The organism is Ewingella americana, assembly GCF_006438725.1.
In the GTDB taxonomy this organism is placed as follows: domain Bacteria; phylum Pseudomonadota; class Gammaproteobacteria; order Enterobacterales; family Enterobacteriaceae; genus Ewingella; species Ewingella americana_A.
Window position 1 is genome coordinate 93265 of record NZ_RCZD01000010.1, and the last position, 24934, is coordinate 118198.

General features: G+C 54.1%; 23 protein-coding genes. 8 read left to right on the plus strand and 15 right to left on the minus strand.

All coding sequences use genetic code 11. The features are described from left to right. Positions 1-3 precede the first annotated feature (3 nt). The 4 genes from EAH77_RS17925 to bioH form a co-directional block, all read right to left on the minus strand. Complete coding sequence (locus EAH77_RS17925; RefSeq protein WP_431306777.1) at positions 4-867, minus strand: triphosphoribosyl-dephospho-CoA synthase; 864 nt, start codon at positions 865-867, stop codon at positions 4-6. Beyond that, positions 867-2528, minus strand: coding sequence for a malonate decarboxylase subunit alpha (mdcA, locus tag EAH77_RS17930; protein ID WP_140474180.1), 1662 nt, complete (start codon positions 2526-2528; stop codon positions 867-869). Before mdcA ends, EAH77_RS17925 begins: the two co-directional genes overlap by 1 nt. Positions 2529-2865: 337 nt before the next feature. Beyond that, on the minus strand, positions 2866-3135 hold the full coding sequence (locus EAH77_RS17935; protein ID WP_140474181.1) for a DUF1471 domain-containing protein: 270 nt from the start codon (positions 3133-3135) through the stop codon (positions 2866-2868). 234 nt (positions 3136-3369) lie between these two features. Further along, positions 3370-4140, minus strand: coding sequence for a pimeloyl-ACP methyl ester esterase BioH (bioH, locus tag EAH77_RS17940; protein WP_140474182.1), 771 nt, complete (start codon positions 4138-4140; stop codon positions 3370-3372). A 46-nt stretch (positions 4141-4186) separates the two neighbouring features. Here bioH and gntX point away from each other — a divergent pair, with 46 nt between their 5' ends. Beyond that, positions 4187-4885, plus strand: a complete 699-nt coding sequence (gene gntX / locus EAH77_RS17945; protein WP_140474183.1) for a DNA utilization protein GntX — start codon at positions 4187-4189, stop codon at positions 4883-4885. A gap of 97 nt (positions 4886-4982) precedes the next feature. After that, entirely contained in the window at positions 4983-5558 is a 576-nt protein-coding gene (gene nfuA, locus EAH77_RS17950) for a Fe-S biogenesis protein NfuA (protein WP_140474184.1), read from the plus strand. 73 nt (positions 5559-5631) lie between these two features. On the opposite strand, the gene malQ is transcribed toward nfuA, so the two are convergent. The 8 genes from malQ to ulaA form a co-directional block, all read right to left on the minus strand. Then, positions 5632-7707 (minus strand): 4-alpha-glucanotransferase, encoded by a 2076-nt coding sequence (malQ, locus tag EAH77_RS17955; protein WP_140474185.1) that lies wholly within the window; start codon positions 7705-7707, stop codon positions 5632-5634. A gap of 8 nt (positions 7708-7715) precedes the next feature. After that, entirely contained in the window at positions 7716-10130 is a 2415-nt protein-coding gene (gene malP / locus EAH77_RS17960) for a maltodextrin phosphorylase (protein WP_140474186.1), read from the minus strand. Positions 10131-10507: 377 nt separating this feature from the next. After that, complete coding sequence (locus EAH77_RS17965; protein WP_140474187.1) at positions 10508-11197, minus strand: L-ribulose-5-phosphate 4-epimerase; 690 nt, start codon at positions 11195-11197, stop codon at positions 10508-10510. After that, on the minus strand, positions 11191-12054 hold the full coding sequence (locus tag EAH77_RS17970) for an L-ribulose-5-phosphate 3-epimerase (protein WP_140474188.1): 864 nt from the start codon (positions 12052-12054) through the stop codon (positions 11191-11193). Before EAH77_RS17970 ends, EAH77_RS17965 begins: the two co-directional genes overlap by 7 nt. Positions 12055-12064: 10 nt before the next feature. After that, positions 12065-12721: a 3-keto-L-gulonate-6-phosphate decarboxylase UlaD gene (locus EAH77_RS17975; protein WP_140474189.1), complete on the minus strand. Its 657-nt coding sequence runs from the start codon at positions 12719-12721 to the stop codon at positions 12065-12067. 16 nt (positions 12722-12737) lie between these two features. After that, positions 12738-13208 (minus strand): PTS ascorbate transporter subunit IIA, encoded by a 471-nt coding sequence (ulaC, locus tag EAH77_RS17980; protein ID WP_140474190.1) that lies wholly within the window; start codon positions 13206-13208, stop codon positions 12738-12740. A gap of 10 nt (positions 13209-13218) precedes the next feature. After that, the gene (gene ulaB, locus EAH77_RS17985; protein WP_140474191.1) at positions 13219-13527 is read right to left on the minus strand and encodes a PTS ascorbate transporter subunit IIB; all 309 of its coding nucleotides are present in this window, start codon (positions 13525-13527) and stop codon (positions 13219-13221) included. 14 nt (positions 13528-13541) lie between these two features. Next, a complete protein-coding gene (gene ulaA / locus EAH77_RS17990) occupies positions 13542-14945 on the minus strand; it encodes a PTS ascorbate transporter subunit IIC (protein WP_140474192.1) in 1404 nt (467 codons plus the stop codon). A 415-nt stretch (positions 14946-15360) separates the two neighbouring features. On the opposite strand from ulaA, the gene ulaG reads away from it, so the two are divergent. The 4 genes from ulaG to EAH77_RS18010 all read left to right on the plus strand — a co-directional run bounded on the left by ulaG (position 15361) and on the right by EAH77_RS18010 (position 19171). After that, the gene (gene ulaG / locus EAH77_RS17995; RefSeq protein ID WP_140474193.1) at positions 15361-16425 is read left to right on the plus strand and encodes an L-ascorbate 6-phosphate lactonase; all 1065 of its coding nucleotides are present in this window, start codon (positions 15361-15363) and stop codon (positions 16423-16425) included. Between the two features lie 235 nt (positions 16426-16660). After that, positions 16661-17416 carry an HTH-type transcriptional regulator UlaR gene (ulaR, locus tag EAH77_RS18000; protein WP_140474194.1) on the plus strand — a complete coding sequence of 252 codons (756 nt, stop codon included), beginning with the start codon at positions 16661-16663 and terminating at the stop codon, positions 17414-17416. A gap of 84 nt (positions 17417-17500) precedes the next feature. After that, positions 17501-17821, plus strand: a complete 321-nt coding sequence (gene glpE / locus EAH77_RS18005) for a thiosulfate sulfurtransferase GlpE (protein WP_140474195.1) — start codon at positions 17501-17503, stop codon at positions 17819-17821. Positions 17822-17980: 159 nt separating this feature from the next. Beyond that, entirely contained in the window at positions 17981-19171 is a 1191-nt protein-coding gene (locus tag EAH77_RS18010) for a trans-sulfuration enzyme family protein (RefSeq protein WP_140474196.1), read from the plus strand. A gap of 80 nt (positions 19172-19251) precedes the next feature. On the opposite strand, the gene EAH77_RS18015 is transcribed toward EAH77_RS18010, so the two are convergent. The 3 genes from EAH77_RS18015 to rbsK all read right to left on the minus strand — a co-directional run bounded on the left by EAH77_RS18015 (position 19252) and on the right by rbsK (position 23008). Further along, complete coding sequence (locus EAH77_RS18015; protein ID WP_140474197.1) at positions 19252-20550, minus strand: MFS transporter; 1299 nt, start codon at positions 20548-20550, stop codon at positions 19252-19254. A gap of 248 nt (positions 20551-20798) precedes the next feature. Beyond that, entirely contained in the window at positions 20799-21722 is a 924-nt protein-coding gene (locus EAH77_RS18020; protein ID WP_140474198.1) for a dihydrodipicolinate synthase family protein, read from the minus strand. Between the two features lie 74 nt (positions 21723-21796). Beyond that, positions 21797-23008 carry a ribokinase gene (rbsK, locus tag EAH77_RS18025; RefSeq protein WP_140474199.1) on the minus strand — a complete coding sequence of 404 codons (1212 nt, stop codon included), beginning with the start codon at positions 23006-23008 and terminating at the stop codon, positions 21797-21799. 261 nt (positions 23009-23269) lie between these two features. On the opposite strand from rbsK, the gene glpG reads away from it, so the two are divergent. Continuing rightward, positions 23270-24100 carry a rhomboid family intramembrane serine protease GlpG gene (gene glpG / locus EAH77_RS18030; protein ID WP_140474200.1) on the plus strand — a complete coding sequence of 277 codons (831 nt, stop codon included), beginning with the start codon at positions 23270-23272 and terminating at the stop codon, positions 24098-24100. Between the two features lie 15 nt (positions 24101-24115). Next, positions 24116-24874 carry a DeoR/GlpR family transcriptional regulator gene (locus EAH77_RS18035; RefSeq protein WP_140474201.1) on the plus strand — a complete coding sequence of 253 codons (759 nt, stop codon included), beginning with the start codon at positions 24116-24118 and terminating at the stop codon, positions 24872-24874. Positions 24875-24934 lie beyond the last annotated feature (60 nt).

The window sequence follows — 24934 nt, forward strand, 5'->3', positions numbered from 1 at the left end:
CGGTCACGCCAGTGAGACGCGATCGAGAAACAGCGTGGCAGCCAGTAAATCCGCAGCGCCGCCGGGTGAGGCGTTGTCGCTCAGCATGCGGTTTTCCAGCGCCTGAAGATGCCTTCGTCCGGCAGCCGTTTGTGTACCGCCGGCATTCAGCACCGCGCGGGAACCGCCGTGCATCGCCTGCAAAGCGGGCAGCCCGCCACGCGACAACACGCAGGTATCCGCCAGCCGGGTCATTACCGCCAGCAGCGCATTGAGCTGCGACTGGCTCTCCGTCGCCCCGGCCTTGCGGCTGCTACGCAACTGCGGCAAGGCGAGCTCCAGAATGTGCGGAAAACCGCCCTGCGCTTCTTCCCGTGCGCCCGGCACCTGATAGCGCTGAACAGCATGCGAACCTTTGCTGAAACTTTTCGGGCTGAAGGCATCGGGCAGCGCCGCCAGTTTTGCCGCCCGCCGGGCAATGGTCTGCGGGCTGAGGGTTTCAGGCTGCATCGCGACGGCGCTGACCAACAACCCCAGCGCCCAGATAGCGCCCCGGTGAGTGTTCACTCCGCCGGTGGCCGCCATCATGCGGGCCTCTCCTTCGCGCCCCAGACGCCCCACTTCCTGACGCAGCGCGACATCCGCCGGGCGCTGAAAACTGTGCAGCGCCAGAGCATAAAAGGTGGAAGTCAGGCTGTGCGCCGAACGCTCCATCAGCGCCAGCGTCAGGTCCTGATGCGCCCCTGAACCCCGTCGGTCCACCAGACCCGGTTTCGGGCTGAGCCGCGCTTCATCGATCAGCGCCTGCGTCGCTTGTTGCGCCAGCCCTGCGGCCAGCTGTTCAGCGGCGCTTTCGCCCCTGATCGCATGAATCTGCGGCATCGTCATTACCAGCTCCTGAATTTGGCTGGCGGGTTGTACAGACCGCCAGACCAGTCAACCAGATCGCTGACGCTGCCGGCGGCCAGCAGTGAACGGGTGGCATCGGTACGGCGAATACCCATATCTTCCGGGAACACCACCAGCTCCTGACGGCGCAGTTCGGCAACGCGTTTGGCGTCAACGCCCAGCCCGATGTCCGTGATACCGGCGACAGCGGCCACCATGGCGCGACGCTCTTCCAGCGTTCGTGCCCGGTGCAGATAGGCGATGCCCTCTTCGGTCAGCACGTGGGTTACGTCATCGCCGTAAATCATCACCGGTGCCAGCGGCATACCGGACTCTTTACCGACGTCCACCGCTTCGAGTTTCTCCACGAAGGTCGGTTTGCCACCGGCCTGATAGGTTTCCACCATCTGCACCACCAGCTTCTTACCGCGCGCCAGCGGGTCCGGCTCTTCAATCATGTCGAGCCAGGCGGGTGTCGCGTGACGGCGGCCGTGCGGGTCATGGCCCATATTCGGTGCACCGCCAAAACCGGCCAGACGCCCACGGGTCACGGTGGAAGAGTTAGCCAGACCGTCGACCTGCAACGTCGAGCCGATGAACATATCGACTGCGTACTGACCGGCCATCTGGCAGAAGGCGCGGTTGGAACGCATCGAGCCGTCCGAACCGGTGAAGAACACGTCCGGACGGGCGCGGATATACTCTTCCATCCCCAGTTCACCGCCGAAGCAGTGCACGGTGTCGACCCAGCCGCTTTCGATGGCCGGGATCAGCGTCGGGTGCGGGTTCAGCGTCCAGTGTTTACAGATTTTTCCGCGCAGACCGAGCTGTTCGCCGTAGGTTGGCAGCAGCAGTTCAATGGCCGCGGTGTTGAAACCAATGCCGTGATTGAGCGACTGCACGTTGTGTTTGGCGTAAATGCCCTTGATCGCCATCATCGCCATCAGGACGTGAACCGGTTTGATCAGGCGCGGGTCGCGGGTGAACAGCGGTTCGATAAAGAACGGACGGTCGGCGACCACCACAAAATCAATCCAGTCGCCGGGAATATCCACGCGCGGCAGGTCGCAGCCCTCTTCGACCAGTTCATTGACCTGCGCAATCACAATGCCGTTTTTGAAAGCGGCGGCTTCCACCAGCGCGGGCGTATCTTCAGTACTCGCGCCGGTATAAAGATTGCCTTTGCGGTCAGCTTTGAAACCGGCAATCAGCGCGATGTTGGGCACTAAATCCACATACAGGCGGGAATAAAGCTCGATATAGGTGTGAATCGCGCCGATCTCCATCTGCCCGTCTTCCAGCAACTGCGCGATGCGCAGACTTTGCGGACCGGAGAAGGCGAAATCCAGTTTGCGGGCGATACCCCGTTCGAAGAGATCCAGATGCTCAGCGCGGCTGACGCTCGGCATGATCATATGCAAATCATGCAGCTTTTCAGGATTCACTTTTGCTAATGAACGGGAAAGAAAATCAGCCTGCTTTTGGTTATTCCCTTCCATGACGACGCGGTCGCCGGGAGCAATCAGCGTTTCGAGGATCGGGATAATCTGGTCGGTGGGTAACACTTTGCCCTGAGCCACGGCCCGGACACTCTCTATTCGCCGTTGCTTTTCAGTGCGGCGGGTGTCCCAAGCTCTGGTGGACTGCGGATGTTGCGTCATGCCTGAACCTCCCTGGGTTAACTTGCTGAGCGGCAGGTGGCTATCAGTACAAACGCGGGCTCAGACAAGTGGCGGTGCATCATAAATGCGTAGGATAGTTAACCCGTTAAGTGTAGGAAGGGAGGCGGATTGCATCAATCAAGGGCAGCAACCGATCGTTACCCTGAGAGTAATGATTGATTTTTTAATCTTAAAAACAGAGAGATAGAGAATAATAAAGTGATGGGACGCACACAATTAGCATAAAAAAGGGACGCCCGCAGGCATCCCTCTTCTATGATTTATTCACGATATACCCACAGCCATTCGAGTTGCCGAATAACGGGTATAAAGGATGTTATTTGAAGACTTCAGCCGTTGCGCTGATCTTCTTCTTCTCCTGGCCACCGATGATCACGAAATACTTGCCGCCTTTCTTATCAGCCAGCTTGGACAGCTCTTCACGGGCATCCATCGGTGCAGTGAATTCACCGCTGGTGCTGACCGTACCGATGCTGGTGTAGCCTTTCTCTTTCGCTACTTCTTTGGTGATCATTTCAGCTGACATTGCGCTCACTGAAAATAAGCCAGCCACCAATGCCACTGCCATAATTTTATAAGATTTCATGAAGTTACCTCTAAAGAGTGATTATTATTAATGAAATTCCCGCGACAGTAACGCCAGTGAAGCCCGCGCTGGCGTGAACCTTCCCGGTCAGACACCAAAGTTTCCCCAGAAACGCAGCTTTTATCGCAATGGCCGGAACGCAACCATTCAGTCACTAAGCGGTATTATCCTCTTCAGTATTAATCACTTCTAAAAATTAGCCAGCCGAAATGTGCAAAATAATTACATTACATTTCAATTTGTGACCATGAACCGCATAATTTCTTCACAAAAGGCATCCGGATGAGACACAAATGGCGCGTGTGCGGCTTTTTCCATTATCCGGGAGGTGGAATCCGGCCATAACACATCAAGTAATCCCGCCACCTTGCGTGGCACCAGACCGTCCAGCGCGCCATAAATGCGCAGTAAAGGCATCGGCAACTGGCACATCGCCTGACGTAAGTCAGCCTGGCGCAGGATCTCCAGCCCGCCGTTCAGCACCTCCACCGGCGGCATTGGCAGTTCAAGCACCACAGCCTTCAACATACGGGCGTCCTGACGGGCACTGTCGCTGCCCAGGGTTTGCAGCGCCAGAAAGCGCTCAACGGTGCGCTGAAAATCTTCGCTGAGCTGATGCTCAAACCCGTGCAGCACTTCCGGGCGGATACCCGGCCACTCATCCTGCGCGGCAAAACAGGGCGAAGAGGCCACGGTGATCAGTTTCTCCACCCGCTGGGGTGCGGTCAACGCAATCTGGCTGGCCACCAGCCCACCGAGTGACCAGCCAAGCCAGACCGCTTTTTCCGGTGCTGCAGCCAATACCGTATCGGCCATCTGTTCAAGGCTCATAGGCCCAAAGCCTGCGCTGCGCCCATAGCCAGGCAAATCCACTAAATGCAAACGAAATTGCGGCGCAAGTCGCTCCGCCGTGTAACGCCATACCTCAGCATTCAGCCCCCATCCGTGAAGCAGCACAAGATTGCGATCGCCTTCGCCAAAGGTCTGCCAGTAGAGCCTGTTCATAAGGTAATGTCCGTTAGATTTCACAAATTCAGGGGAAGTGATAGATATGACGTTAAGGATAACAATTCGCGGCCTTTGCTGGCTATGCCAACAACCGTTACATCTTGCCCGCCACGGCATTTGCAGTGTGTGCGTCAAAAATTTACCCCAGCCGCCCCCGTGTTGTCCGCGTTGTGGATCACCCAGCGCCAGCCAGAAATTCGAGTGCGGACGTTGCCTGAACAAACCCCCGCCGTGGGATGCAATGATTTATACCACTGATTATCTGCCGCCGCTGAGCGGGCTGGTGCTGCGGCTAAAGTTTTCCCGTCAGCCTGAACTGGCCGCCACGTTGGCGCGTCTGCTGCTGCTGCGCTGGCTTGCCCGTTTTCGCGCCGGTGACGTGGTACGCCCCGAGATTGTGCTCAGCGTGCCGCTACACCGGCGGCGCTATTTTTCACGCGGCTATAATCAAAGTGAGTTACTGGCCACACCGCTGGCGCGCTGGCTTGGCTGCCAGTATCGCCCGCACGCCCTGCGGCGTATCCGTTCCACCCCACCGCAACAACGGCTGTCAGAAGCGGCACGGAAACTGAATTTACGTAAGGCATTCCGGTTCACAGAGGACTTCCGTGGAAAACATGTCGCGCTGATCGATGATGTGGTGACCACCGGCAGCACATTGCGTGAAATCAGTAAACTGTTGCGCAATCAGGGTGTTGCATCATTACAAATTTGGTGTATCTGCCGGACGCTGTCGCGTTGAGCACATGCTGCTAACTCTGCGGTAACGGGAAGGATGACGGGTAAAAGCAAAGGGCGTATTATAACCAACTGAAGTAGTCAACTATTGAGCCAATACTATGATCCTTATTACCGATGCTGCCCAAGAGCACTTTGCCAAACTGCTGGCAAACCAGGAAGAAGGCACCCAGATCCGCGTATTCGTGATTAACCCCGGTACGCCTACCGCCGAATGCGGTGTCTCCTACTGTCCACCTGACGCGGTGGAAGCGACCGATACCGAACTTAAATTCGAGAAACTGTCCGCCTACATCGATGAACTCAGCAAGCCGTATCTGGCTGAAGCCGAGATCGACTTTGTGACCGACCAGCTCGGTTCACAGCTGACGCTGAAAGCCCCGAACGCCAAAATGCGCAAAGTGGCCGATGACGCGCCGTTGATGGAACGCGTTGAATATCAGTTGCAGTCACAAATTAACCCGCAGCTCGCCAGTCACGGCGGCCGCGTGTCATTGATGGAAATCACCGATGACGGCATCGCCATTTTGCAGTTCGGCGGCGGTTGTAACGGCTGTTCTATGATCGATGTCACCCTGAAAGACGGCATTGAAAAAGATCTGCTGAAAAACTTCCCGGAACTGAAAGGCGTTCGCGATCTGACCGAACACCAGCGCGGCGAGCACTCATTCTACTGATCAAACCTTGATTGGCTTGAATGCAAAAAGCCCCCCTTTAACCGGGTGCTTTTTTTATTGTTTATTCATTCGTTCAGGCTTTTCTTCTGCGGCCCAAATCCTTAATCAGCCGGTTTACCCAGGCGTCGCTGAACATCTCATCCAAAGTGTGAGTCAGTTTTCGCTGCCAGTTTGGGTATTCGGTGTTGGTACCGGGAACATTCACCGGCGTCGCCATATCCAGCCAGTCTTCCGGTTGCAGGCCAAGTAAGGCGCTGGCGCTGTCGGCCAGATAGCGTTGCAGGCCACGGTTGAGCGCAGGCGTCATCGCCATTTTATCCGCCCGATGCCCGACACTTTTCGCCACGCAGCCATGACGGTGCAGTGCGTCAAGCAACGCTTGTTTATTGGCTTCCCGCGCACCACGCAAGGCCGCCAGCACGGTTGGGTCAGGGTAAATACCCAGCGTTTCACCGAGGGTTAAATCCCCGGCCTCCCAGTAACCGCGCAGCGTCGGTAAATCGTGGGTCGTGACGGTCGCCATCGCCTGCACCACATAGTCCTCCGGCGCACGGTAAACACCGTTTTTCTCCTGCTCGAAATAGAGCACTTTGTAGGAGTAAACGCCGCTGTCATGCAGGCTGGCAACAATCTCTCTCGGTACCGTACCGAGGTCTTCACCAATCACCATGCACTGATGGCGCTGACTCTCCAGCGCCAGCACGCCGAGCAGATCGTCGAGCGGATAACGCACGTAAGCGCCCCTGCCCGCGTGTTCATGCGCCGGGATCCACCACAAACGCAGCAATCCCATTACATGGTCAATGCGCAGCGCACCGCACTCCGCCATGTTTGCCCGCAATAAATCGATAAACGGCTGATAGGCGCGCTCTTTCATCACATGCGGATCAATTGGCGGCAGCCCCCAGTTTTGCCCCTGAGGCCCAAGAATATCCGGCGGCGCGCCAATGGTGGCCTTAAGACAATAAAGAGCAGGATCAGACCAGGTTTCCGCCCCTCCCTCAGCCACACCGACCGCGAGATCCCGGTAGAGTCCGAGCGGCATGCCGAGCGCAACGCTGGTCTGATAACAGTCGGAAAACTGCACATGGGCCAGCCACTGCAACCACAGATAGAATTCGATTTCGTCAGCATAGCGTTGGCAAAACTCGTCGACGTCCGGGCTTTGAATATCACGATAAGCCTCCGGCCAGACCGGCCAGCCCCACAGACCTAAATCGAGATCGCGCAGATGGACATGCAGCGCATCGAACACGCCCTGCTGTCGCAGGCTGTCGCCGCCAAGCAACACGAAACGGCGAAAATCTCGTTTACGCTGGCTGGCTTCGGGCACATCGCAAAAGGTTTTCCACGCCAGTTTCAGCGCGTCGGACTTCAACTGCATCACCTGCGGGTAATCGACATACTCCACACTTCGCGCCTGATGCAATGCGTCGCGGGTTTGCGGCAACTGCCACCAGCGCTGAGCCTCCTCACTTTGGGCGAACTCCTCCACCTGATTAACGTCGATATAGGTGACGTTCAGCCAGCGGCGCGATGACGGACTGTACGGACTGGCACTCAGCGGATTCGCCGGATAGAGAGCGTGAATCGGGTTGAGGCCGACAAAGGCTCCGCCGCGCAGACCGACTTCTTCCACCATCCGCTTGAGGTCACCGAAATCACCCACGCCCCAGTTATGCTCAGACCGCAGGGTGTAAAGCTGCACGGTTGCGCCCCACAACTTTTCTCCTGCCTGTAATTGAGACGGTTCATAGCAGCGGCGTGGCGCAATAATAATGCGGCACCCGCACTGTTTTTCGCCCCAGTTCAGGGTCAGATGGTGATAACCCACGGGTAAATTGGCCGGCAGCTTCAGTTTTGCCTCCGCTGCCAGCTTGCCTTCCAACTGGTCGCCATTTTCCTGCGTCAGCTGCCAGCGAAAGGCCTGACCACCCTGCGGCGTGAGCACCACCGGCTCAGCCAGGTAAAACACCTTCACGAAAGGCAGCGGCAAGGCCTCGTCAGTGCTGGCCTCCCCGCGCCCCATCGCGGCTAAAAGTGCCTGTTTGGTATCGTCGGAAACCGACTGAACCTCATCCCGCATGTTAATAAAACTGTCTAAAATTCCTGCCTGCTGTGCTGCCTGTTCGAGTTGCTTGCCCTCCATGCCTGCTCCTAACGTTTGGCCTGCCAGATACGCTGCTGGTAATCGCGGATTGAACGGTCTGCGCTGAACATCCCCACGCGCGCGGTATTGAGGATCGCCCGGCGAGTCCACTCTTCGGCATCGCGGTACAGCGCATCGACTTTCTTCTGCGCTTCGCAGTACGCCGCAAAGTCCGCCAGCACCAGATAAGGGTCACCGCCCTCTTTGAAGCTGTTGAGCATGAGATCGAAAGCGTGCTTGTCGCCATGGCTGAAAAAGCCGCTGGCCAGTTCGTCCAGAATCGCTTTCAGGTGTTTATCTTTTTTCACCACGCTTTGCGGCTTGTAGCCTTTCTTTTGCAGCGCTTTGACGTCATCAACATCGAGACCAAAGATAAAGATATTCTCATCACCGACCTGTTCGGCGATTTCGACATTCGCGCCGTCAAGCGTGCCGATGGTCAGTGCGCCGTTCAGCGCCAGCTTCATGTTGCCGGTTCCCGAGGCCTCTTTGCCGGCGGTGGAAATCTGCTCAGACACGTCAGCCGCTGGGATCATCATTTCCGCCACGGACACGCTGTAATCGGGGATAAATACCACTTTCAGACGATCGCCGACGATCGGATCGTTGTTGATCTTCTCGGCGACCTGATTGATCGCATAGATAATATTTTTGGCCAGGTAGTAGCCCGGGGCGGCTTTGGCTCCGAACAGGAATACGCGCGGCACGATATCCAGTTTCGGGTTATCGCGGATTTGCCGATACAGCGACAGAATATGTAGCAGGTTGAGGTGCTGGCGTTTGTATTCGTGCAGGCGTTTGATTTGTACATCGAAAATAGCCTCTGGGTTGAGTTTAATCCCCATGCGATGCCACACGTATTCCGCCAGCCTGATTTTATTTTCATGCTTGATTTTGCGGTACTGTTTACAGAATTTTTTGTCTTTTACGCCGCTTTCCAGCCCTTTAAGCAGGTCGAGATTTGTCACCCAACTGTCGGTTTTCAACCGTTCATCAATCAACGCTGACAGCGCCGGATTGCACTGTTTAATCCAGCGGCGCGGCGTAATGCCGTTGGTGACATTATGGAATTTCTCCGGCCACAGCTGGTGATATTCCGGGAACAGATCTTTGACCACTAAGTCAGAATGCAGTGCGGCGACGCCGTTGACCGCAAAACCGGCCACCACGCACAGGTTGGCCATGCGCACCTGTTTGTCATGATGCACCGCCAGTTTTGCCCAGACTGCGTCATTCCCCGGCCACTGTTTGCTGACCAGCTTCTTAAAGTTGGTGTTGATCTGTTTAATTATCTGGAAGTGGCGCGGCAACAGGCTGCGCACCAGTTTTTCATCCCAGGTTTCCAGGGCTTCCGGCATCAGCGTGTGGTTGGTGTAGGCGAAGGTGCGGCTGGTAATGTGCCACGCATCTGTCCAGCTCATCTGATGTTCGTCGAGCAATACACGCAACATTTCAGGAATGGCGATGGTCGGATGGGTGTCGTTGAGCTGAATGACCTCATAGTCCGGCAACTCAGCAATTTTCCGCCCGAGGAAGTGGTGGCGGCGCAGGATATCGGCCACCGAGCAGGCACACTGGAAATATTGCTGCATCAGGCGCAGGCGTTTACCGGCCTGATGGTTGTCATTGGGGTAGAGTACTTTGGTCAGTTTGGCGGCATCCACGCCCTGCTGTTCGGCTTTGAGGAATTCGCCGTCGTTAAACTTTTCCAGATCAAACGGGTGCGGATGGGTGGCTTCCCACAGGCGCAGCGGCTGAGTGATACCGTTGCGGTAACCGAGCACCGGCAGATCCCAGGCTTCGCCGCGCAGGGTAAACTCTGGCTCCCAGCGCAGTGTTCCGTTGTCATTCTTTACCACTTTGCCGCCGATACCGACGCTCACCGCCAGCGAACTGTTGTGGCGAAACCACGGGTATTCACTGCGGTGCCAGTCGTCCGGCGACTCTTTCTGATGCCCGTCAACAAAGCGCTGGCGGAACAGACCGTATTGATAATTCAGACCGTAGCCAATACCCGGTTGGCCGACCGACGCCATAGCATCCAGGTAACAGGCAGCCAGACGCCCAAGCCCGCCGTTGCCGAGCGCGGGGTCAATCTCTTCTTCGAGCAGATCCGTCAGATTGATATCAAACGGTTCCAGGACGCTGGCAATTTTCTCATACCAGCCCAGGTTAATCAGGTTGTTGCCGGTCAGGCGCCCGACCAGAAATTCCATCGAAATATAGTTAACATGGCGGGTAATTTTTTTGCTTTTACTGCTGACGGTATCGCTTTGCGGCGGCAGTTGTTCTGCGACGGCGGCGCTGACTGCATGCCACCATTGGTGCCGGGTCATGTCCCTGGCTGAAGTGAGTCCAAACGCTTGCCAATGGCGAGCTAACGCCGCCAAAAAAACATCCTGCTTGAGAGTGGGCTTGGTCATAAGGCAGCTCTTTCCTTTTCGTTAATCAACCGGGAGAAGAAGTCTGTTCTGGCTATATTCAGGGATCAAAGCGTGATCTGTGATCACATATAGGTATAAACCCTATAATGCAAAAAAGCTCATCATGTGAATACGATGAGCTCGGGGATTTGTCGATATACCCGTCATCTTTCAAGTGGCCTCTTTGTTGGCTGCGCTCACTCACCCGACAAATCTGCTGTAAGTAGATTTGACCGCTGCTAGCAGCGGTCCCGAAGGGGTTAGGCCCATTAATGGGCCTAATAATCACTTACTTGAGTAAGCTCATCGGGATTTGCTCTCATGCCGCCTCAATGCAACTTGAAATCTTTTGGGTATAAATAGTAATGATATTGGGCTTATTTCTGCCCGTAATAGGCATCCGGCCCGTGTTTACGGCTGAAGTGTTTATGCAAAAGATAACCGTCCATCGGCGACATCTGCCGGTTAAGTGTGCCGGTGATCCACGCCATTTTTGCCACTTCTTCCAGCACCACGGCGTTGTGTACTGCCAGCTCCGGTGTACTTCCCCAACAGAACGGACCGTGTTGCGACACCAGAATCCCCGGCATATGCAGCGGGTCCGTTTCACCCAACGTTTCGGCGATCACTTTGCCGGTTTCCAGTTCGTACTGACCGGCCACTTCTTCACGGCTCAACGGACGCGTGCAGGGAATGGCCCCTGCAAAGTAATCCGCATGAGTTGTGCCCAGCGCCGGAATAGGCACACTGGCCTGCGCCCATGAGGTCGCGTAGGTCGAGTGGGTATGCACAATGCCGCCCAGTTCGGGGTACCGCGCATAGAGTTCGAGGTGGGTTGCCGTGTCGGACGAAGGTTTGAAGTGCCCCTCCACCACTTCGCCCAATGCGTTAACCACTACCATGTCGTCGGCAGTCATGGCTTCATATTCCACACCGCTGGGTTTGATGACCACCAGTCCCGAGGTTCTGTCGATGCCGCTGACGTTACCCCAGGTGAACGTCACCAGTCCACGGGCGGGAAGCGCCATATTGGCGGCGAAGACCTGCTGTTTGAGCTGCTCTAACATACGGACTCCTTCATGTTCAGCCCGGCTTTCTGCATCTTGTCAATCACCCATGCACGCGCCTCACGCACCTCTTTTAGCGGGTCAGCCGCGGTTTCGCTCCACATTTCGATCAGGTAAGGGCCGCGATAGCCGCTTTTAAGCAAGGTGCTGAAGCAGCGTTCGAACTCCACCACGCCGCTGCCAAACGGGACATTTTTGAACACGCCAGGTTGGGTATCTTTGATATGTACGGCGACGATATGTCCGGCGCCACTTGCCAGTTCCATCTGTACGTCGTTGTCCCAGGCGGACAAATTGCCAATATCAGGATAGAGCTGGAACCACGGATTATTCAGGTAATGGGCATAACCCAGCGCCTTACTGATGGAATTCATCAGCGGGTAATCCATGATTTCCATCGCCAGTGTGACCTGCGCACGGCTGGCCATTTCGACCGATTCCTGCAAACCGTCGCGAAAACGTTCGCGGGTATGGTCGTTGGCATCCTGATAATAGACATCGTAACCCGCTAACTGAATCACCCGGATACCGAGGTCTTGCGCTAATACGATGGCCTTGCGCATGATCTCAAGACCCTGAGCACGGGTTTTGTCATCTTCAGACCCCAGCGGGAACCGGCGGTGCGCACTGAGACACATCGACGGAATGCGGATCCCGGTGCGGGTGACGGCGTCAACCACCGCCATCCGCTGCTCGCGGCTCCAGTCAAGCCGTGCCAGCCGGTTATCGCTCTCATCAACTGACATTTCGACGAAATCAAAACCCAGCTCTTTCGCCAGACTCAGGCGTTCGAACCAGTCTTCGCCCGCAGGCAGGGCCTTTTCATAGATACCGAGTGGCACGGCTTTATGCATCATTGCGCGTTCCTTAGCTCCAGAGCTGGCTGATTGATTTTTTGAACTGACGGGCGGCGTCGACGGGATCTTTGGCATCGCGGATGCTGCGACCGGCGATAAAGACGTGGATCGGAATGCCTTTAAACAGCGGCAAATCTTCCAGCGCCAGGCCACCCGTCACGGTCACTTTGAAGCCCATATCAGACAGACGTTTGATGGCGGTGATATCGGCGACGCTCCACGCTACGCCTGCCGCCTGTGCGTCACGGCTGCGGTGATAAACCACCTGCTGAATACCCGCATCCCGCCATTCCTGCGCCTGTTCCCAGGTCCAGTACCCGGTGAGTTCAATCTGCACATCACCGTTGAACTCTTTGGCAACTTCCAGCGCGCCTTTGGTGGTATTGATGTCAGCGCAGCAAATCACGGTTACCCAGTCAGCATTGGCTTCAAAACACATGCGCGACAAAATCTTGCCCGCATCAGCGATTTTGGCGTCAGCCAGCACGATTTTTTCCGGGTACAGCGCTTTGAGGTCACGCACCGCGCGCACCCCTTCGGCAACGCACAAAATGGTGCCGACTTCGATAATGTCCACTTCGTTAGCAATCAGACGGGTGGTTCTGTAGGCGTCGTCCATGGACTGGTTATCCAGTGCGACCTGCAACATCGGTAATGAGTGAGACATAATGCCTTCCTTATTGTTAATGGGCCGCGGCCGCAGAAGTTTGATCAATCAAATCCAGTACCTGTTGAGATGTCGTACAGGCACGCAGCCGGTCAAAGTTCTTTTCATCTTCAAACAGGTTCACCACCTGCATAATGCCGACTTCCTGATGCGCGTTAGCGTCAACGGCGGCCAGGGTGATCAGGATATCTACCGGGTCGTTATCTTCATGGTTGAAGACCAGCGGTTTTTTCAGGGTTACCAGCGCAAAACCGGTTTTCAATACCCCTTCCTCCGGGCGGCCATGTGGCATCGCCAGGCCGGGTGCGATAACAAAATAGGGGCCAAAACGCTTAACACCCTCCAGAATCGCCTGGTAATAACGTGGTTCCACCACACCGGCATCCGCCAGTAAATCGACGCCAATTTTCACCGCATCCTGCCAGGTTTCAGCTTCAGCATTCAGGCAGATCGACTGGTTTTCAGCCAAAGAGTCACGCAGTTTCATGGAGAGATCCTTATTTCTTCAGGTCTTTGGAGAAGTGCGCGTTAATCACTTCCATCACTTTCGGGCCAAAGTCGGCGGCGGAGAGCATATTGCGCACACCCACTACGTATTTGTTGCCGCTAACGGTGATCTCGTCCGCCACGTGAGTCGAAGCGACAATAATGTCTGCCCCACTCAGTTCAGATTTGTACTCGCCCACTGCGCAGCTGTTCATGGTGTGATCCACCCCTTCCTGGGTCAGGAACTGGCCGATCTTCATCTTCATGATCATCGAACTGCCTTGCCCGCAACCGCATACCGCCAGAATTCGTACTGTCATGGGAACCTCGTTGATTAGTGAGACGTGGATTGATTAAGTGCTTGTTTTTCAGCGTCCTCTTCGGCACGCAATGTGCGCCCCGCAAAGAACATATAAAGCAGTGCAATGACCACGATGACGCCCATAAAGGCCATGCCTATGCTGAAGAAGCCCTGCATCATCGGTGGTGCGAGAATTGACCAGTCCGCCATGCCCATCCAGGCACTGAGGCCAGTAAGTTTAATGGCCCAGACGCAGCCGAAGATTTCGATCATCCCCATAACCAGACAGATTTTCAGCGCAGCACGCCAGCCGCCGAAGTGGTTGGCAAAGACGCCAATGGTGGCATTAGAGAAGAACATGGGGATAAAACCAGGAATGATCATGATAGAAGAGCCCATGGCGAACAGAATGCCGACGGCAAGCAGTTGACCAATGGTGCCCCACATAAAGCCCCAGACCACGGCGTTCGGCGCGAAGCTGTAAATTGCCGCGCAGTCGATAGCCAGAACGGCACCGGGTATTAAGCGCTGAGAAATACCGTTAAAGGCTTCGGTCAGCTCGGCGACGAACATGCGCACGCCCTGAATGATGATAAAGATCGCCACCGCAAACATCAGACCGGTTTGCAGAATGTAGATAGTCCAGTGCGTTTTACCGGCCATCTTTTGCAAGGTATCCAGACCAAAGGAGCAGAGGATGATGCCAAAGAAAACGGTCATGACAATAGCGGTGGAGACTATATTGTCATGGAAAATGTTCAGCCAGCCCGGCAGCTTGAGGTCTTCCACGCTCTCTTCTTTTTTACCCAGATACGGCGCAATTTTATAGGCGACCCACGAAGCAAACTGCTGTTGGTGGCCAATAGAGAAACCGCTGTTTTCGGTGACGGCTTGTGTCGGTTTGTACATCATGTTGGAGGTGATCCCCCAGTAGAGCGACACCAGAAACGCCGTCGACCAGATAGTGGTCCACATCGGGTAGCCTAAGATGTAGAAGAACACGGCAATGATCCCGGCTTGTTGAAACATAATGTGGCCAGTGAGCATGATGGTGCGGATACCGGTAATGCGGCGAAACACAACGTAAAGAATATTGAGGCCGAGGGCGATCAGCACCGAATATCCGACCCAGCTATAGGCATCGCCCATGCGCTCAACCGTTGCCATCATTGAAGCGTAGGTATCAGAAATGGCGCCGTTAATGCCATACACTTCCGACAGTTTGGCCACCACCGGCTTGAATGTTCCGGTCAAAATACCCGACCCTGCCTGCAGCAACATAAAACCAATGATGGTTTTGATGGTGCCTTTGATGATCACACTCGCGCTTTTCCTCAGCAGGATGTAACCCAGCATCGTGACAATGCCCAGCAACAGCGGCGCGTTGGTCATCACCTGATTAAAAAATACGGTAAATACGGTGTAGAGGAATTCCATAAAACTCTCCGTTAACCTTCGAGAGACTCGCCCGGACTTTCCACCCTGATGGAACAGCCACAAACGATGTAGGGACGTAAGAACTCTAATGCTCACGACAAATCAGTAAAAGATTCAAAATGATTATTTGTGAGCGCACTCGCAAGATATCGTCTGACGTTGCAATGATGACTTATAATATCCAGATAAATATCTGAATAAATTCATGCAAATAAATGAAATATTCTTTCATATCTGACATCTAAAAAAATGACTTACTGATTATCTCTCTGCGTTATACACGTGTTTTTGTGTCAATTTTGGCATTGTGCATCACTAAAATCAGTGCTAATTTCCTCACAACAAAGTCATAAACAATCATTTAATGATCGAATGTGATTTGAATTCGCACTTCAACACATAACGAGGGAAGATCATGAGCAAAGTAGAAACCATCAGCCGCGAGTCCTGGATCCTCAGCACCTTTCCTGAATGGGGCAGTTGGCTGAATGAAGAAATTGAGCAGGAGCGTGTCGTCCCCGGCACCTTCGCTATGTGGTGGCTGGGCTGCACAGGTATTTGGCTAAAGTCTGAAGGTGGCGCGAACATTTGTGTCGACTTCTGGTGTGGCGTGGGCAAACAAAATCACAGCAGCCCGCTGATGAAAAACGGCCACCAGATGCAGCGCATGGCCGGTGTGAAGAAACTGCAACCAAACCTGCGCACCACGCCGTTTGTGCTGGATCCGTTCGCCATCAGAGAGATCGACGCCGTACTGTCGACTCATGATCATAACGATCACATCGACGTCAACGTGGCCGCGGCGGTGATGCAAAACTGTGCCGCAGACGTGCCGTTTATCGGCCCGCAGACCTGTGTGGATTTATGGATGAGCTGGGGCGTTCCGGCGGAGCGCTGCATCGTGATGACGCCAGGGAAAGTCGTGCGGATTAAGGATGTGGAAATTCACGCGCTGGACTCGTTTGACCGCACCGTGCTCATCACCTTGCCAGCAGACCAGAAGGCGGCGGGCGTACTGCCGGACATGATGGACCAGCGCGCCGTGAACTACCTGTTCAAAACGCCAGGCGGTAATCTGTACCACAGCGGCGACTCCCACTATTCCAACTACTACGCCAAACATGGCAATGAATATAAAGTCGACGTGGCACTTGGCTCTTATGGCGAAAACCCACGAGGCGTGACCGACAAAATGACCAGCGTGGATATGTTGCGCATGGCCGAATCGTTGAAAACACAGGTGGTTATTCCATTCCACCATGATATCTGGTCAAACTTTCAGGCCGACCCGCAGGAGATCCGTGTGCTGTGGGAAATGAAGAAAGATCGCCTGAAATATGGTTTCAAACCGTTTATCTGGCAGGTTGGCGGCAAATTTACTTACCCGGATGACAAAGATAATTTCGAGTACCACTATCCGCGCGGTTTCGATGACTGCTTCACCACCGAAACGGATCTGCCTTTCAAATCATTCTTGTAGTGCTAAATATTTTTCCCTAAATCATCCGAGCCGCATCCAGGCGGCAAGCGCTGGCCCGAAGGGTGAGCCTCAGGGAGGAGGCTCATAATCCCCGGGAGCATACACAAGTATGTGACCGGGGTTGGCGATGGCAGCCAACGCAGAGGCAGCTTGAAGGATGACGGGAAAATGATGATTGAATGCTATAAATGCTCGTTTATAATCACGCGGTAATCATTATCCCCGCGGAGACACCATGACAGAACCACAACGCCACAATGCGATCCTTGATCTTTTACAACGTCAGGGTCAGATTTCTGTCTCGGATGTGATCGACAGTTTTGATATTTCGCCTGCCACGGCGCGCCGTGATATCACCAAACTCAATGAACTTGGCAAGCTGCGTAAAGTGCGTAACGGTGCCGAAGCGGTGAGCTCCCCACGCCAGAACTGGACGCCGCTCAATATTCACCAGACGCAAAATCTCAATGAGAAAATGCGTATCGCCCAGGCCGCTGCGCAACTCTGTCAGCCGGGTGAAAGCGTAGTGATCAACTGCGGTTCCACCGCTTTTCTCCTGGGCCGTGAAATGTGCGGCAAAGATATTCAGGTGATCACCAACTATCTGCCGCTGGCCAATTATTTGATTGAGCAGGAACACGACAGCGTGGTGATCATGGGCGGTCAGTACAATAAAAGTCAGTCGATAACGCTGGCCCCGCAGGATGGCGATGCCAGTTTGTATGCCGGTCACTGGATGTTTACCAGCGGCGCAGGGCTGACCAGCGATGGCCTGTATAAAACCGATATGCTCACCGCCATGGCCGAGCAGAAGATGCTGAATTACGTCGGAAAATTAGCTGTTTTGGTAGACAGCAGCAAAGTCGGCCAACGTGCCGGTATGCTGTTTAGCCGTACCGAGCAAATCGATGTGCTGATCACAGGGCTGGACGCCGACGAAGCAATCCTCGAACAGTTACGCAGCAAAGGCGTGCAGGTGATATTGGTTTAAACGTTATCCCTAATGTTTGTCTGGTCTTGACTGACGAATAATTAGGTAGAATGCGCGGATAACTGATCAACGAGGCCTGCCCTAATGGAACAATTTGAAGCAATCAGCGTAGAACTTGCGCATACCCGCCTGAAATCAGGCGACGCGGTCATGGTCGATATCCGCGACCCGCAAAGTTTTGGCGCCGCACACGCGCCGGGCGCATTCCATCTGAGCAATGCAAGCATGGCGGCTTTTATGCAAAACGCCGATGCCAAAACGCCGGTATTGGTGATGTGCTATCACGGCATCAGCAGCCGGTCCGCAGCACAATTTCTGATCGGGCAGGGTTTTGAGTCAGTTTACAGCGTCGACGGCGGTTTCGAAGCCTGGTCAAAAACCTTTCCTCAGGACATCGAAGCCTGATTTCAGGTGTTTCCCCTCCCTGTTTACCCCAAATCCAGCTGACATCAGCTTGCAGTTATAACCATTGGTTTGGTCTGGGCGTTAAATGTTCTTAAGCGGAATCAGCTGCACCTTTTAAGTATTGGTATAATTTATCTCTAATATTTATAGGATATGAAGATGAAACACCTGGAAAACTCCCGCCCGCTGGGCATGCGTACACTGGCGGTTCACGCTGGCCAGCAACCTGATAAGTTAACCGGCGCGATTGCCACGCCGATCACAGCCACCTCGGCTTTTTCCTACGACGATTTCGACAGCGGTGCACGGCGTTTTAGCGGCGAAGAACCGGGCTACTCCTACAGCCGCTTTGCCAATCCGACCGTCGCCGTCGTCGAGCAAAAAATGGCAGCCCTCGAAGGCGGAGAAAGCGCAGTAGCCTGCGCCAGCGGCATGGCAGCCATCAGTGCTGTGCTGTTTGCCCTGCTGTCGCCGGGCGATGAGATTATCCACGTCGGCACACTGTACGGTGGCACCGAAGGGGTGATCCGCAATCTGTTGCCACGTTATGGCATCAAACCGGTGTTCGTGGCAGACACGAAAGATTTGCAGGCGGCGCTGACGCCACAAACCAAAATGGTGTTCGTCGAAACCCCGGCTAACCCGGTGCTGGGCATTGCGGATATCGCTGAAATCGCGCGCATTGCGAAACAAGCCGGTGCGGTCAGCGTGGTGGATAACACCTTCGCCACCCCTTATCTGACCCGCCCGCTGGATCTGGGCATCGATATTTCCCTGCACTCTGCCACCAAATACATCAGCGGTCACGGTGATGCGACCGGCGGCGTAGTGGTTGGCAGTAAAGCGCTCATTGACCCGATCCGCACCCTGTGCCTGAAACAGTTTGGCGGCTGCCTGAGCCCGTTCGAAGCCGCGCTGCTGACCCGTGGGCTGAAAACCCTGCCACTGCGCGTAGAGGCCAGTTCGCTCAGCGCGGCGCACATTGCAGAAGTGCTGAACACGCACCCGGCGGTGTCGCAGGTATTTTATCCGGGGCTGAAAAGTCATCCTGGCCATGAGATTGCGGCGCGTCAGATGAAACTGTTCGGCGGCATTATGGCGATTGAACTGCGCGGCGGCCGCGATGCGGCACGTACCTTCCTCGATAAACTCACGATTATCACGCAAGCCGTGTCGGTCGGTGACACCGACTCGCTGGCCTGCCACCCGGCCACGACGACACACAGCGCGGTATCACCGGAAGTACGCCGTCAGAGCGGCATTACCGATGGTCTGGTGCGTATCAGCATCGGCATCGAAGATGTGGAAGATTTGGTGGACGATATTCAGCAGGCGCTTGAAGGGCTGTAAAAACCGCTGTGACTCTTCTTTTAGGGTATTGAACGCCAGGGCGTCAGAGAGCATTAACGCTTCTGCCGCCCTTTTTTGTTTTATAGCGCGACGGTGATCGGTTTTTTCACAAACAGGCCGTAACTAAACGCCCCCAACATCAAGAGTCCCGCGCCCAGCAAGAACACATTGGTGAACTGCCCCGTCATATCGAGGATCACCCCGGTAATGATCGGGGCCATTGCGGCGCCCAGGAAGCCGCCAAAATTCTGGATAGCCCCTAGTGAAGCAACCTGATCTTTCGGCGCGATATCCGTCGCCAGCGTCCAGATCACTCCTGACGGTAATTGCGAACAAAAATATCCCAGCGATAACAACAAAATACACAAGGGTGTACTGTCTACAAACGGGATCGGTGCAACGAAACACGCGGCCAGTGCAGCACCACCGACGATCGGAATCTTACGCGCGGTAATGGTCGCCACACCACGGCGGATCAAACGATCGGAAATCGCTCCGCCACACAGTACCCCCAGAATACCGGCAAAGAAGGGGATCGAGGCGATCCAGCCCGTTTGCTTCAGGCTGAAACCGAGGGAATTTTCCAGATAACTCGGCAACCACGTCAGGTAAACCCAAATGGTAAACATGATGGAGAAATTACCCAAAATCATAAACCAGGTGGTTCTGTGCCGGAACAGAGATCCCCAACTGCCTTTTGATGCATTACCGGCGATCGCTTTCTCAGCAGCACGTTGCTCGGCATGAATTAATGCTTCTTCACGCGCTGTCGGATCACGATAAAACTTCAACCACGCCAGCAACAGCGGAATACCGGCCAAACCAATAGCAATAAACATCCCACGCCAGCCAAGCGTCAGCAGTAACACGGTCAGAATAGGCGGTGCGACAGCATTAGCGATCTGCGAACCCGTATTGATGATTGACGTCGGGAGGCCACGCTCTTTTTCTGAGAACCAGCGATGGGTGATCTTAATTCCTGAGGTAAAGAACGGCGATTCCGAGACACCCAGCAGCATGCGCAGTCCATAAAACATCGAATAGCTGTTAACAAATGCGGCCATCATGGTGAATGCCGACCACAGGCCCAGGGCCCAGGAGAACATTTTTTTCGGTCCAAATTTATCGACCAGCCAGCCTGCGGGCAGGTTAGCCAGCGCATAAGGCCACAGAAAAGCTGAAAGCAGTAAACCCATTTCGGTAGATGAGAAACCAAATTCCCTCGCGATCGTGGTGTTGGCGATACTTAAGTTGGCGCGATCGAGATAATTCACAACGGCAGCCAGGAGCAGGATCAGAATGATCCCCCACCTTATACGGGAAATGGGTGTGGCCTGTGCAAGCGTATTTGGACTCAGAGGTGCCACTATATCTTTCATAATGGTTCCTCCCTATAGAGGTTGATTTCTCCGGGTTGCAGCGTAGAAAAATCCGTGCATTCAATAAACGTAATAGCCTGGCGGTGCGCGTTTTTCGCGCGAATCCAATCCTGTAGATTATAAATCATCATGATGTCGTTTCTTCCCGTGTAATGATTGTTTTAGCGGGTATTTTAGGTACAGCGGTATTGTGGTACGACGATGAAGCGGTGCGGCAGGAGAAGACGGCGCCTTATCACCGCAACCAATCAGCCTGCAATTTTTCCCTGATAGAACTCAGTCCCGGTACGGATTTGCTCCAGCAGCACACCCAATCCCCAGAATTTTTCCAACACGTTATCTTTATTTACCCGGCATGCTTCGCTGTCAAAAGTGCCCAGACGCTGGTGATAGATCTTGGCATTTTTCGGGTAGCCCAGTGTTTCGGTGACTGCGGCCAGGGACAGGAACGTCGCCAGTTCATCCGCCAGCTGTGGAGCGTGGGAAGCATGGTGGTATAACCAGCTATACAGTTCAGGATGGAAGTTGGTAAATACGCCACTGAAACCTTTCGAGCCGGCTTTCATTGCCGGATAAGCAATCGCCGCATTCGCGTTAATGATGTTTAACGGCGTGTGGGCAACCAGTTTCACCCGGCGCGTAACCGTCGGCAGATCACAACTCACATCTTTCAGCACGACGAAACGGCCGGTATTCGCGCAATAACTGAGCTCTTCGTCGCTGAGTAAACGGCGATAAGGTGCCGGACATTCGTACAAACCGAGCGGCATGGTGACTGGCAATGCTGCCAGCAGAGTTTCCAGCGTACTAAAAAACGTGGCACTGCCCTGGTTGTGCGGATCCAGATGATTGGTGACCAGCACCAGCGCATCGACACCGGTTTCAGCCATCGCTTTCAGCTCGTGAACTTGCTGATCAATATCGTCACTGATATGCCCAGAAGCGATCACCGGAATACGACCCGCCACTTTTTCAACCACAAAACGTGACAGTTCAACACGCTCATCAAGAGTGAGAAATTGCATTTCACTTGACTGGCATACGGCAAACAACGCATCGACCCCCTTATCCAGATACCAGTCGATCAGACGTGCCAGACCGGCATAATCAATTTGGTTGTCGCCCGTGAACGGGGTCAGCATAACCGGCACAATACCTTCAATTTTCTTCATTTTATTCTCCTTGTGATACTCCAATGGCATCGACGTAATCGATTACCTTTCTAGTCAAAAACATGTTGCGAAATTTAGTACTGCGCCATGCGCGCTAAAGCCTGCGCATTGTCTGGCATATTGGATGCACCTTCCCGCTCCACTGCCAGCGAAGCAAATGCAGAGGCATAAGTCGCGGCCTGCGCGACAGACTCCCCACGCGCCAACGCCGCAGCAAATGCCCCATTGAACGCATCACCCGCTCCGGTGGTATCAACACTCAGCGCCGAAAATGCAGGAATATGTTGAAATTGCTGGCCGTCGAGGATCAGCGCACCGCGAGACCCCATTGTAATGATCACCCGCTGCGCGCCCTGACTGGCAATACGCAGAGCGGCCTCTTTGGCACTGGAAAGGTCTTGCACATCGATACCGGAAAGCTGTGACGCTTCGGTTTCATTAGGAGTGATCACGTCGACATACTCCATACACTCCAGAGCATGAGGAGAAAAAGGGGCTGGATTGAGAACCACTTTGATACCGAGCGCTTTCGCCAGTTTCATGGCGTTGAGGGTAGCGGCGAAGTTATTTTCAAGTTGCACCAACAACACATCGGCATCCGACAACTCTGGTGTGATCGCCGCCACTTCATCATCTGTGATGGTTTTATTGGCACCCGAGTAAATCGCAATCATGTTCTCGCCGTTTTGTTGCGAAACATAGATAATGGCGTTACCCGTTGGCTCAGTATCGGATTGATACAACGTAAAAGAGTGGATCTCAGAAGACGTCAGATGGTCATAAGCAAACTGGCTGAACTGATCGCGACCCACTTTGGAGACAAAGTGTACTTTCGCCCCAGCACGGCTGGCTGCCGTAGCCTGATTCGCACCTTTGCCACCCGGTCCAAGGGTGCTGCCTAACGCCAGCAACGACTCACCACTTTTAGGAAAACGCTCTACTTTTGCCACAATATCGACGTTAAAAGATCCCAAAATACACACTTTACCGTTCATTTTTTTTCCCGTTTTAGACGCTGACGGACGGACTTTATGGCTGTGTAAGCGCTTCAGTAACACTTCAAAATCTCCGCCAGTATCGGTGATCAGTTTCGATTGCAGGCTACGGCGAATCACTCTCGCACCGCCGTGACAACGCTGAGCAAGTTGCTGTACATTCAGCGCATTCAGGTCGCTGCGGATAGTTTCTTTGGTCACAGAAAACAGTGATGCCAGTTGTTCGACGCTGGCACGTTCGAATTTATCGAGATACTCCAAAATGTGTTGTCGTCTTTCCTCTAAAAACATATTTATCAGTCCTCTCTTATTTTCAGAATATAAGCCTCGGTTTTATGAAAGAGTGATGCTGCTCATAGCCTGATTGTTAAAACGGAAGTAAACAAAAATTGTCGTTTAAGTTATGCAAATGTTTTAAGCGAGCGGAAAATTTGACTGATTTATGCAGCATGCTGGATGGCAGGTATAATCGGTTTTCTCAATGCTGGCAGAAAAAGGTTATCCTACCCATGTCGTCGAAAAATCAATCCATTACAGGACCAGCAAAATAATATGGTACGTATTCTTAGCCTGAACAATCCCCGTCTGGCCCTGGCCTTTGTCGATTACATGGCGACGCAGGGGATAAAACTGCAGGTCAAAAAAGAGAGTCAGGAAGTGCAGTTGTGGCTGGAGGATGAATCCCGCCTGCCCGAAGTAGAACAGCAGGTCGCACTGTTTTTAGAAGATCCGCTGCATGCGCGTTATCTGGCCGCAAGCTGGCACACCGGCAGCACCGATGCCAACTTGAGTTATCAGCACTATTCTTACTGGCAGCGTATTCGCAGCCAGGCCGGGCCACTGACCATGGCGATGATTTTCCTGTGTATCGCGGTCTATATTCTGCAACAAATTTACGGCGATGAAAGCGTAATGCGCGTGCTGGCGTGGCCGATGAACAGCAGTCAGTATGTTGAAATCTGGCGCTGGTTCAGCCCGGCATTGCTGCATTTTTCCCTGCTGCATATTTTGTTCAATCTGCTGTGGTGGTGGTATCTCGGCGGGCCGGTGGAAAAACGCCTCGGCACCGGCAAACTGTTTACGATTACTCTCGTGTCGGCACTGATCAGCGGCTGGGGCCAGTCGTTATTCAGCGGCATCTGGTTTGGCGGTTTATCCGGCGTGGTATATGCCCTGATGGGTTACGTCTGGCTGACCGGCGAGTTAAAACCTGATCGCGGTCTTTCTCTGCCACGCGGACTAATGGTATTTTCCATTGCCTGGCTGGTGCTGGGTTATTTCAACGTGATGGGAATGGCCATCGCCAATGCTGCCCACGTTTTCGGTCTGGTGCTTGGCCTGTTAATGGCCTTTGTGGACACCCGAACGTCACATAAAAAATAGAATTAGGGGATTCAGGTGAAACAGACACAACGCCACGATGCCATTATTGATCTGGTACGCCAGCAGGGCTATGTGAGCACCGAGGAGCTGGTAGAGCATTTCGCCGTCAGCCCTCAGACTATCCGCCGCGACCTCAATGATCTGGCGGAGCAGAACAAGATTCACCGCCATCACGGTGGCGCAGCCCTGCCCTCTAGTTCGGTTAATGCTGCCTACAACGACCGTAAAATCATGTGGTCGGAAGAGAAAGCGCGCATTGCCCAGCGCGTCGCCGCCCAGATCCCCGATGGTGCAACGCTGTTTATCGACATCGGCACCACGCCGGAAGCGGTGGCTCATGCGCTGCTCAATCATAAGAATCTGCGCGTGGTCACCAATAACCTGAACGTCGCTACCCTGCTGACGGCCAAGGAAGATTTCAGGCTGATCCTGGCCGGGGGCGAAGTCCGCACCCGCGACGGCGGCATCATGGGCGAAGCCACGCTGGACTTCATCTCTCAGTTTCGCCTCGACTACGGCATTCTGGGCATCAGCGGCATCGACATGGACGGTTCGCTGCTGGAGTTTGACTATCATGAAGTACGCACTAAACGCGCCATCATCGAGAATTCACGCTGCGTAATGCTGGTCACTGACCACTCGAAGTTTGGCCGCAACGCCATGGTGAATCTCGGTAACATGAGCCTCATCGACTATCTGTTCACCGACCAGCAACCGCCGGAAAGCGTGATGAAGATTATCGACAAATACGACGTCCAGCTCGAACTCTGCTAAATCGCCCGGCCCGCCGGGTGCGCTCACTGCGTGCATCCGGTTATCCCCATTCGCTCAATC